General features: G+C 39.9%; 3 protein-coding genes. All 3 read left to right on the top strand.

Features of this window, described 5'->3' with window-relative positions; genetic code table 11:
- Window positions 1–16 precede the first annotated feature (16 nt).
- Window positions 17–6433, top strand: a complete 6417-nt coding sequence (locus ACFFGT_RS05060) for a non-ribosomal peptide synthetase (protein WP_377021422.1) — start codon at window positions 17–19, stop codon at window positions 6431–6433.
- Window positions 6417–10892 carry an SDR family NAD(P)-dependent oxidoreductase gene (locus ACFFGT_RS05055; RefSeq protein ID WP_377021421.1) on the top strand — a complete coding sequence of 1492 codons (4476 nt, stop codon included), beginning with the start codon at window positions 6417–6419 and terminating at the stop codon, window positions 10890–10892. The genes ACFFGT_RS05060 and ACFFGT_RS05055 overlap by 17 nt, the downstream gene beginning before the upstream one ends.
- A 3-nt stretch (window positions 10893–10895) precedes the next feature.
- The coding region (locus tag ACFFGT_RS05050; protein ID WP_377021420.1) for a condensation domain-containing protein at window positions 10896–12685 on the top strand (1790 nt) is incomplete at its 3' end.

Below are 12685 nucleotides of genomic sequence, written 5' to 3'. Positions count from 1 at the left end.
TAACGCCTTGTTCGATGTGATGGTGGTGTTGCAGAACACGGGGATGGGCAAGGGAGTGCTCCCGACACTTGAGGGCCTTGAAGTAAGGGCTTATGAAGAAGTGCAGACAGAGAGCAGTAAGTTCGACTTAATGTTCAACTTTTCAGAACAGGGAGAAGGGATACAATTGCAGTTGGAATACAACAGCGATATCTACAGCCGTGAGATGGCAGAGCGCTTATGCGGTCACCTTGAGCGGCTGCTGCCGGCGGTATGCGGTTCACCGGATGTACCGGTTTCGGAGCTGGATTACCTGAGTGCTGCAGAGCGTAAAGAGCTTCTGGAAAGCTTCAACGATACGGCCGTAGCCTATGATAGGGACCGTTCGGTAATAGACTTTTTCGAGGCACAGGTATCTCGGAACCCTGAATCAGCCGCGGTAGTATTCGGTGATCGGACACTAAGCTATTCGGAGCTGAATTGTTTGTCAAATCAGTTGGCCCACTATCTTCGTTTACAATATAACATTGAAGTTGGTAGTATTGTAGGAATTTCCCAGGAACGTAGCGAAAAATATATTATAACATTACTTGGGATATTAAAATCAGGAGCCGCCTATTTACCAATTGATCCTAATTATCCCGAAGAGAGGAAAAATTTCTTGAAAATGGACAGTAAATGCGCTGTCTTAATTGATGATCATTTTTATTCCGAATTTATTGATAATAGTCAACGTTATTCAACATCAAATCTGGCTGTAAAGATTACCCCTCAAAATCTCGTCTATGTAATTTATACTTCAGGATCTACCGGGAAGCCAAAAGGAATTATGATGAAGCATGCCGGAATGACAAATCTGATGAACTTTCATTTAAATCAATTTGGTTCCGGGAATATTAAATCAGTGATGCAGTTTGCCAGTACCAGTTTTGATGTGTCTTTCCAAGAGATCTTTTCTACGTTGTTATTAGGTGCAACATTATATCCAATAGATGAAAGGCTGAAAAGTGGAGTAAATGAATTGGTTGATTTTGTAACCTGCAATAAAATAGATACCCTATTTTTACCGACGGCCTATTTTAAATTATTGATGGATGAGGAATATTTTAAAACTAATATTCGCCCTTTCATTAAAAATATAATTGTTGCAGGAGAACAATTATTTCTCAGTAAATCTTTTCAAAAATATCTCCATGGAACTGGAATTGTACTTCACAACCATTATGGCCCGGCAGAAACGCATGTTGTGACTTCTTGTACACTAAGCAGTAACGAGCCAGATCAAATAAAAGACATTCCTTCAATAGGCCGACCTATTGACAATACTCAAATTTATATACTCGACAAAAATCAGCAATTGCTGCCTCATGGAATGATCGGTGAGATTTGCATAGGCGGGGATAATTTGGCCATGGGATACTTTGATCAACCCGATTTTACTAAAACGAAATTCATAACAAGTCCATTTAAAAAAGAAGAAAAAATATATCTGACAGGAGACTTGGGCCGATGGGAAAAAGACGGACAGATCACTTATTTAGGAAGGAAAGATTTTCAAGTTAAAATAAGAGGTTATAGAATAGAGATTGGTGAAATTGAGGCTTCGATTTTAGAAAATCCGCTTGTAGAACATGTGGCCGTCGTTATAAATACCGAAGATAATGGAGATAAAATATTAATTGCCTATCTGGTAAGCAAAGAAATACTGGTTTCGAGCGAACTAAGAGAATATTTGTCGGGAAAACTGCCCTCATATATGTTGCCAACGCATTTTGTGCAATTGGAAAGTTTACCCTTAACAGGTAATGGTAAGTTGGATAAAACCAGGTTACCGAAACCAGAGATCTTAGACGATTCAAGAAAATTATCCTATAAATCGCCCCGAAATGTATTAGAGGGCACTTTGGTAGATATTTGGCAGGAAATTCTTGGTAAAGATAGAATAGGCATAGACGACGATTTTTTTGAACTCGGGGGGCATAGTTTGAAAATGACCCGTCTGGCAAGCAAAATTTACCAGGAATTTGGCGTGAGGGTAGCATTAAGAAATCTGTTTAACAACCCTTTACTAAAAGATCAGGCCGTACTTATAAATAATTCTCGTAAAGAGGTGTTTGAAGCGATACCCAAAGTAGATATGAAACCATATTATGCTTTATCTTCTGCTCAACGCCGGCTATGGGTATTGAGTCAATTTGAAGATAGTAGCTTGGCTTATAATCTTTTAGATGTATTCGTTTTTAATGGCACCTTAAAAATAGATGCTTTAACCAAAGCTGTAGGTAAACTCATTAAACGCCACGAAATTTTGCGAACGGTGTTTATCGAACTCGAAAATGGTGATGTTAAGCAAAAAATCAAAGCAGAGAACCAGATTGGCTTTATCATAAATCAAAGAAGTTTAATAGATGAAATAAAACAGGAAGACCAGCTTCACGAATTAATTCATCAAGATTTATACCGCCCGTTTGACCTGGCAACCGGACCCCTGTTCAGGTTTAATTTATATCAGGTAGAGCAACAGAAATGGGTATTTACACATGTAATGCATCACATTATAAGTGATGGTTGGTCTATGAATGTGTTGTTCAGGGAATTGATGCTCTTTTACAATGAAGAAATTGATGGAATACAAGATTCAATTCCTCCGTTGTCCATCCAATATAAAGATTACGCGCAATGGCAACAAGATCAATTAAAAGGGGATTCGTTCAACAAACATAAATCTTATTGGCTTAATCAGCTATCGGGAGAACTTCCGGTGCTCAATTTACCTTACGATTTTACCAGGCCAGCTGTGAAAACATACAATGGGGGATCTCTGAGCGCAATGGTATCGATGAAATCAACGAGTGCGTTAAAGGAATTGGTAAAAGATCAGGGATGTACTTTATACATGGGGCTAATCTCTTTGCTTAACGTACTATTATATCGATATACGGGACAGGAAGATATTATAATTGGAACACCAATAGCCGGCCGGGAACATATAGATCTGGAAGACCAGATTGGGTTTTATGTTAATACTGTTCCTTTACGAAACCAATTTAAGGGTACCGAATCATTTATTGATTTACTTCACCGGGTTAAGGATGTTACCTTAGGAGCCTACGAGCATCAATTATTTCCATTCGATCAACTTGTAGATATGCTTGATCTGGAGCGGGATCTTAGCCGAAACCCGCTGTTTGATGTCATGGCCGTTCTTCACAATACAGGCGTGGGTAGTAATACGGATAAGTTGCAAACTTTGTCTGATCTGAATATAAATTCTTATGATGGAGGTGAAGTTAAGATAAGCAAGTTTGACTTTACATTTAGCTTTATTGAAAAGAGTGATGGTCTGAACGTCCTTATAGAATTTAATTCAGATATCTACCTGGCAGAGTCTGTTACCCGACTCATGGGGCACTTTGAACAGCTTCTTGAGTCGGCTTTAAAAGCCCCGGCTATGCCTGTTAATAGGCTATCTTACCTGACTGAGGGTGAAGCAAGACAGATACTTCAGGATTTTAATTTGACCGAAGAGGCATACGCGGATGATAAAACACTTTTAAGTTTATTTAAAGATATTGCACTAAACAATCCAGATAAGGTTGCGGTAATTTTTGAAGATAAATCTCTTACCTATCATGAACTTGATGTTAAGACGGATCAGCTTGCCCGCTATTTAACCAGTTTGGGAGTGAAGCAAGAAATCCTTGTTCCAATATGTGTGGAACGAGGGCTGAATATGCTTATTGGCATGATTAGCATAATGAAAGCAGGAGGAGCTTATGTGCCGATCGATCCTACTTATCCGATAGAGCGAATCCGGTATATGTTGGATAATACCCAAGCCGGGATTTTTATCAGCGATAATTTAAGTAAAGAGAAATTGACTTCTACCATTGGCTCTTTGGTAAATCTGGATGCAGACTGGCATCTTATTGAAGAGTGTGAGCTTGTTCAGCTGGCTGGAATTCGCTCTAACAGGCAGCTTGCATATATGATCTATACTTCCGGATCTACCGGGCAACCCAAAGCTGTTATGATTGAGCATAAGAGCCTGGTTAATTTCATTCTGGGGATGATGAAGGTTTTACCTCTTGATCACAATAGTCATTTGTTGTCAATAACTTCTATATCATTTGATATATCCATTTTAGAGCTGTTTTGGACATTATGTAATGGCATTTTAGTTACCATAAAAAGTAACAAAGGGGCGGCGAATTCATATGATCGTTTTCTTTCGCGGCGGGCAGTTCAAATGGACTTTAGTTTATTTTACTTTTCAAGCCAGAAAGATACTTCCTACGATAAAAAATATGACCTTATAAAACAATCAGTGTCTTTCGCCGATAAAAATGATTTCCGTGCAGTTTGGTTGCCTGAAAGACATTTTCATGAATTTGGAGGCATTTTTCCAAATCCATCGGTATTAGCGGCAGGTTTATCAACAATTACCGATCGTATTGAAATTCGTGCTGGAAGCGTTGTTTTACCACTACATGATGTAATCAGGGTTGCAGAAGAATGGTCTGTAGTAGATAATTTGTCTAACGGTAGAGTCTCGCTTTCAATTGCATCAGGCTGGCATGCGGACGACTTTGTACTTCAGCCTGATAATTATGCCGAAAGACATCAGATTATGTTTAGGCAAATTGAAGAATTACGGGCGCTTTGGAAGGGAGAAGCCGTTAAAAGGACAAATGGTTTGGGAAAATATATTGATGTTAAAATTTTTCCAAAACCGATTCAATCCGACTTGAACATTTATGTTACCTCAGGAGGTAACTCCGATACTTTCCAAAATGCAGGCAAAGCAGGGGCCAGCATCCTTACCCATTTATTAGGACAGGACATCGGGGAGTTACAGGAGAATATTAAAATTTATAAACAGGCCCTGGCCGACAATAATTTTGATCCTGATCAGGGTAGCGTTGTGTTAATGTTACACACCTATTTAGGGGAAAATTTAGTTGATGTAAAACAGACGGTTAAAGGTCCGTTTATTGAATATTTAAAATCAAGTGTCGGTCTGATTAAAAACCTTGCAAAAGATTTAGATAAAGATATTCTCGATCCTGATGATTTTGATGATTTAATGGAAATCGCTTTTGAAAGGTATTGGCAAACTTCGGCGTTATTGGGCACACCAGAAAGTTCAGTCGGTATTATAGAAACGTTATATGATATCGGTGTAACAGAAGTGGCATGTTTAATTGACTTTGGTATTGCCGACGAAAAAGTGATTGAAAGTTTGAACTATTTAAATGATTTTAAAAATCTTTTTAATAGAGCAACCATAGATTTAAACCAACATAAAACCGGGATAGATTCGATTCAAATAACACCTTCTTATTTAAATGCGTTAGCTGAGGACAAGGAATCAGAGTTATTCCTGAGATCTTTAAAATATATCATGGTAGGGGGCGAACGGATATCTGACGATTTGTTGGGCCGATTGGCAAAAAGAAGCGATGCCCGGATCTATAATATGTATGGACCAACTGAAACTACAGTCTGGTCGACATCAAAAAAACTGGAACATGGAAAAAAAATAACCATTGGAAAACCAATTCAAAACACTCAGTTATATATCCTGGACGATCAAAATCAACTTTGTCCTATAGGCGTGCCGGGAAATTTATTCATTGGCGGCGATGGATTATCCAGAGGATACTTCGGAGCAGATGAATTGACAGCTGCAAAGTTTGTTAAACATCCATTTTCTTCCAATGATAATAGCCTGGTTTATGATACAGGCGATGTTGCCCAATGGCTACCGGATGGAGAGGTTGAGTATATAGGGAGACGAGACCAGCAAGTTAAAATTAACGGCTACAGGATTGAATTAGGAGAAGTTGAAAGTACTATACTGCAACACAAATCTGTTAATGCCGTTGCCGTAATTGCTATCGAAATAGCAAAAAATGAACTGGCAATGGCAGCTTACGTTGTTGGTAGTGACGATCTGTTGATGCATGAATTGAAAGATTTTTTAAGCGGGAAGCTTCCTCAGTTTATGATCCCCGCTTATTTTATCGCCTTAGATAATTTGCCTTTAACAGCTAATGGGAAAATTAACAGAAAGGCCCTGCCAAAATTAACAGAGGCCAAACTGGAGCAAACGCAGGCTTACATTCCTCCTGATAATGAAGTACAATGGAAGTTAGTGGACATATGGAGTGAGGTTCTTGGCATTGATAAAGAAAACATTGGTGTTAATGATAATTTCTTCGATTTAGGGGGCAATTCGCTTACGGTTATAAAGATGCTTAGTTTAATTAACAAGGTGTTTTTTAAGAAAATTTCATTATTAGAAGCTTACCGCTCGCCTAACATAGCTTCATTGTCATTGCAATTAATATCCAATGATACCGATCGGGAAACTGATGAAGAGCACATGGACGAATTAGTAAATACCATGAACGAAACATTTAATTTATTAGATAATGGAAGTGAAGAGTAACCAATATACAGGTTTTGAAGTAGCTATTATTGGAATTGCCTGTCGCGTATCAGAAGCCGAAACCTGGAGAGAATTTTGGGACAATCTTAAAAATAGCAGGGAATCCTTGCTTTCATTTGAGACGCAAACTTTAAACAATAACGATAAAAGGGAAGAAAGGCATCAGAAAAAAATCGTTGGCGTTGGCTCTTCATTAAAAAGAAAAGAATTTTTTGATTCGGCTTTTTTTGATTACACACCAGAGGAAGCTATGTTTTTGAGCCCTCAGAACAGAATATTTCATGAATGTGTTTGGGAAGCTTTGGAAGACGCGGGTTACGACCCCGAGCAAACGTCCGGATCTATTGGCATTTATTCGGGAGCATCAGATGATCTGAATTGGAGAGTACATTCTACAATATTGAATCATCAGAATCAAGCTATCCCTGAATTCGTGTTGAAGCATTTGAATAATAAGGACTTTATGAATTCTCAGGTCTCTTATAAGTTAAATTTAAAAGGCCCGTCAATAACTACTCAAACTGCGTGTTCCAGCTCTCTTGTTGCCGTTCATATGGCTTGTAAGGCATTGCTTTTTGGAGAAACTAACCTCGCTATTGCCGGGGGGGTCTCTTTATCAACCGATATCTTGAAAGGGTACGAGTATCAGGATGGGTCAATTTTATCTGCTGATGGCCACTGCCGGTCATTTGATGAACGTTCAAGCGGGACTGTTGGTGGAGAAGGAATTGGAATGGTTGTTTTAAAGAAGCTAAAAAATGCAATAGCAGATAGAGATCATATTTATGCAATTATAAAAGGCAGTGCTGTTAATAACGACGGACGACGAAAAGTTGGCTATACTGCGCCAAGTATTGACGGCCAGATCGAATGCATAAAGTTAGCACAAAAAATATCGAAGGTTGAGTCGGCCTCTATAGGTTATATCGAAACCCATGGTACCGGAACAAAATTAGGAGATTCGATAGAGATCACAGCTTTAAATACAGCTTTTAAAGATTATGAGGGGCTTCCTTGTCCAATCGGGGCAGTAAAAACTAATATAGGGCATTTGGATGCCGCAGCAGGAGTTATTGGTTTAATTAAAACTGCATTAAGCTTAAAGTTTAAACAGATCACACCGACTTTGCACTTTGAAAAAGCTGATAAACTGGTAGATTTTCAGTCGGGACCGTTTTACGTTAATACTGAGTTAGCACAATGGGATGGAAATGGAACATGGCCGCTCAGAGCCGGAATAAACTCGTTTGGCGTGGGCGGCACAAATGCTCACGTTATACTGGAAGAACCTCCGGTAGCTTTATCAAATGAACCCGGTTCTGATGTTAACATTTTGGTGTTTTCGGCAAAAACAGATTTTGCTTTAAATGGATTGAATAAGCGGCTGGCTGATTTTGTTAAAGAAAATGAGCATGTCGATTTATCAGATATGGCGTATACCATGGCTGTAGGAAGAAAAGCATTTCCATATCGCAAAGCAATTGTGTTTGAAGGAAGAGAGCAGCTTTTAGCATCGTTAAATATCCAATCTCCTGAAAGTCAGAGTGTGAGGAATAAACTGCAAAAAATTGTATTCATGTTTCCGGGGCAGGGGTCGCAATATTCGCGGATGGGGCTTGATTTGTATCAGCATAATAAGTTGTTTGCCAGGTATATGGACGAGGGTTTTAGTATCCTCAATACACTTGTTGGAAAAGACCTGAAGGAGGTTATATTTTCACCCAATTGTGATCTCATTAATGAAACAAGGTATGCCCAGCCCCTTATATTTTTATTAGAATATTCTCTTGCCCAGGTGATGATAGCCTATGCCGGATTACCGGATTTCATGCTTGGACACAGTATAGGGGAATATGTTGCAGCTTGTATTAGTGGTGTTATCGGCTTTAATGATGCACTGAAGCTTGTTGTAAAACGAGGCGAATTGATGTATAACTTGCCGCAGGGGTCCATGTTGAGTTTATCAATGGGCGAAGATCAGGCAAGGAAATATTTGAATGATCGTATCTCGCTTGCAGCGGTAAATGGCCCCGAGCAGGTAGTATTATCGGGTGATGATGATGCAATTGACGAGGTTGTTAACTTATTAGCTAAGGATAATCTTGTATCTGTAAGACTTCGTACCTCTCATGCTTTTCATTCTTTTATGATTGATCCTATTACTGATCTTTTTGAAAAGGAAATTGGACATGTTGAGTTGAACCGGCCAGGTATACCGTTTATTTCAAATCTTACAGGACGCCTTATTGATGATGAGGATGCAATGTTGGCAAAGTATTGGGCAAAGCATATGCGCCAGGCGGTTAATTTTTCTGGTGGGATCAAGTTCTTGCTCGAGCAGGTCACTAACCCGGTATTTGTAGAACTTGGTGCCGGGCACTCGCTTTCCAGTTTGCTTAATCAACATGTTTTTCAAAACAAAAAACATGTTGTTGTTAATGTTTTACCGTCAGTAAAACAAGAGGTTAATGATCACTCCTTTTTTCTTAATAGCTTAGGTAAGCTATGGACCAAAGGTATAACTGTTAAGTGGAATGTTTTCTGGGAACATGAACGGCGGCAACGTATATCATTACCAACCTATTGTTTTGACGAAACGAAATATACAGCAGAAGTGGATCCATATGGTATGTTGCTACAAAGCAACAATGCCTCTGCAATTGAACGAAAGAGCGATGTGGGCGACTATTTTTATGGTATAGGGTGGAAGCAATTATTAGGGGGGGCAGACTTTAAAGCGGATCTCACAGATGCGCGAGTTATGATTTTTTCCGACAATCATGGTTTAACCGAGTTGTTGATGGCCTCCATGAGCTTAGATGTAAATCAAAGCGTAATAGTAAAAAGTGGTGAATACTATAATCAAATATCGCAAAATGAGTATTGTATCAATCCGCTTTCAGAAAATGAACTTAAAAAGTTATTTGATGAGTTGCAAAATGTAGGCTTTAAACCCACAAAAATAATTTATTTATGGTCTTTTGAACCTGGGGAGCCTGCTAACCTGCCGCTTAGCGATCTCAAAATAAATTATGAAACAATATTGAATATCGCAAGATATAATGTGCTTGCTTTTCCTCTCAGTGTTCTGCAGCTCGAAATTGTGTCAAATGGTTGGTATAAAGTTTTAGGAGATGAATCAATAAAGCCGGTAAAATCATTGTCATTAGGAATTGTTAAAGTTTTACCCCTGGAATTTGCGAATATCTCATGCCGAGCCATTGAACTATTAGATTTATCGGCTGATAGTGTCTCGAGCTTGATCAAAGAGTTGAATCGGGATATTACTGATCAGGAAGTTGCCGTTAGAGGAATGAGAAGGTATGGCAAGTTTTTTGAAAAAATTAATTTAGGTAACATTGATGATGCCCCTGTTTTAAAATATGGCGGTACTTATTTAATTACTGGAGCAGGCGGTGGTTTAGGTAAGTTAATCGCTGAGTTTTTAGCCGAAAGCTTTCACGCAAATCTGATTTTAATAGGGCGTAGCAATGTGAAATCTGATTTTATTTCTCGTTTAACTCAATTGGGAGCAAAAGTGATCTACATTCAATCGGATGTAGCCAATCAGGTAGAGGTCTCTTTGGGAATTAGAAATGCTGAAGACGTATTTGGAAAAGTGAACGGGGTTGTACATGCCGCTGGCTTAGCTGATACTGCAGGGGTAATTTTGAATAGAACAATTGAAGATGATATCAAAGTTTTTGAGGCAAAAATAACCGGTACGGATGTTCTCCACACTGTTTTTGAGCGCACATCTCTGGACTTTTTTGTGAATTTTTCTTCGCAAAATGCTTCATTACCAAATGTGGGGCAGGTGGCTTATGTTGGTGCCAATTTGGTTTTGGATGCAGTTGCCGAACGCGGATTAACTGATTATCCTAATATAAGTATCCAATGGTCTACTGTAAGAGATACCGGAATGGCCACCGATTTATCAAAACGTGTTCCTGTGTCTGAGTTAAACAGCTTCCTCAAATTCTGCGTTAATCCCGAAGAAGTTGTTCCTGTATTTTTAAGGGCACTGCATTTGAAAATTCCTACCCTGATAATATCGACTTCTGATTTTGTTCAGTTGTTCTCAATACGTGAAAGAGCTCTTAAACAAGAAAATCATTTTCTAAATCAGGAAACTGAAACAACCGGTAATAGATCTCAGCGACCGGAATTATCTACAAATTATGTTGAAGCCACAACAGAGACAGAAGCGAGAATGAAACAGCTTTTCGAGGATTTTTTTGGAATTGAAGATGTTGGGGCACAAGATAGTTTTTTTGAATTGGGTGGCGACTCCTTGAAAGCAATGGTTTTCCTTCAAAAAGTCAACAAGGTTTTTAATGTTGAGGTGGCAATAAAAGAACTTTTTGAAGCAAACACAGTCATCGATATTTCTGGATTAGTTGATGAAAGGTTATGGCTGGCCAGAAATATTGCAATGGATAATGAAATAATTCTTTAATCTATGAGGGATTTATTAAGCAAACTTCGCGAGAATAATATCTATATATCTTTAGTTGATGACAATTTAAAGATGAAATATAATGGGCTAATTGATGAGCATTTGCTCGAAGAGATCAAAAAGCATAAAGTCGAAATTGTAAATTATCTCAAGGGGAATTTGGCAGATGTTAATACTGGTCAATTGCAGCCTATAACCCTTGTAGATGGTTCCCTGGATTCATTTATATTATCATCAGCTCAGCAAAGGGTATGGCTATTAAGCCAGTTAGATGTTAATAATGTGGCATATAATGTTTCTGACATGTATGTTTTTAACGGAGAACTCCAATATGATATTTTACAGGCTTCATTGAAAACTCTGATCAGCCGTCACGAGATCCTGCGGACGGTATTCAGAGAGAACGAATCTGGTGAAGTTCGCCAGTATATCCTTAGCCCGGAAGAACTTGGTTTTCGCATCGAGGAGCTTGACCTTAGAGGGGATGAGGATGGTGAGGATAGCGTAAAGGGACAGGTAAGTGAATTTGTCAATCAAAGTTTTGATCTGGCTGAAGGACCATTGCTGCGGGCGCTGTTATGCCGGTTATCGGAAGACCGTTGGGTTTTCGCGTATGTGATGCACCATATCATCAGCGACGGCTGGTCGATGGAAGTACTGATCGGGGAGGTATTGGGATATTATAATTCAGGGAAGGCAGGATCACCGGTACAGTTACAACCCTTAAGGATCCAGTATAAAGATTACGCTGCCTGGCAGCAATCGGTTTTATCAGCAGGGGCACAGGGTGTACATGCCGCATACTGGCAGGAAGCATTATCAGGCCCGCTGCCTGTGCTGGAGCTGTCGGGAGACCTTGGCGGGCGTCCCTCACAGAAGAGCTATAACGGAGGTATGGTAAGCCTGCTGATCGGCGGTGTGTCAATATCGGATTTAAAAGAACTGTTACAGGCAAGCGGAAGCACGCTTTTCATGGGTNAAGAACAGATCGGGTTCTATGTGAACACGCTGGCCTTGCGGAGCCGTTTCGAAGGGGATTGGAGCTACCGTTCGCTGTTGTCGCATGTGCGTGAGGTAACGTTAGGTGCCTATGAGCACCAGCTGTACCCGTTTGATGAACTAATAGACCAGCTGGATTTGCCGCGTGACCTGAGCCGTAACGCCTTGTTCGATGTGATGGTGGTGTTGCAGAACACGGGTAAGGGTAACAGATCGAATCCCCGCTTGGGGAAATTGCAAATTGAAAAATTTAAGGGCGTTGAAATTAAAGGCAGCCTGTTCGATCTGTCTTTTGCGTTTACGGAGGATACAGAGGGTATTCTGCTTGACCTGACCTATAACAGCGATATTTACAGCCGAGAGATGGCAGAGCGGCTATGCGGTCACCTGGAGCAGTTGCTGCCGGCGGTATGCGGTTCACCGGATGTACCAATTTCGGAGCTGGATTACCTGAGTGCTGCAGAGCGCAAAGAACTTCTGGAAAGTTTCAATGATACAGCGGTAGCCTATGATAGGTACCGTTCGGTAATAGACTTTTTCGAGGCACAGGTAGCCCTGACCCCCGGATCATCTGCACTGGTATTCGGTGACCGGATACTGAGCTATTCGGAACTGAACAGTTTGTCAAACCAGCTGGCCTGGTATATTCGTTCCTCCTCGGATATCAGCTACGGATCAAGGATCGGGGTTTTACTCGACCGGTCGGAATGGTCAGTGATCAGCATGATAAGTATCATGAAGTTAGGTTGCGTTTATGTACCGGTAGATATTGCTTTACCCGTTTCCCGGATCAA

Origin of the sequence: Mucilaginibacter angelicae (assembly GCF_042434235.1) — a bacterium.
Classification (GTDB): domain Bacteria; phylum Bacteroidota; class Bacteroidia; order Sphingobacteriales; family Sphingobacteriaceae; genus Mucilaginibacter; species Mucilaginibacter angelicae.
The sequence above is the reverse complement of the archived record's forward strand: the minus strand, read 5'-3'. Positions and strand labels throughout refer to the sequence as shown.

Excerpts from the sequence above, each read along its gene's own strand:
- ACFFGT_RS05055 (WP_377021421.1), top strand. The coding sequence starts at position 6,417 with ATGGAAGTGAAGAGTAACCAATATACAGGTTTTGAAGTAGCTATTATT.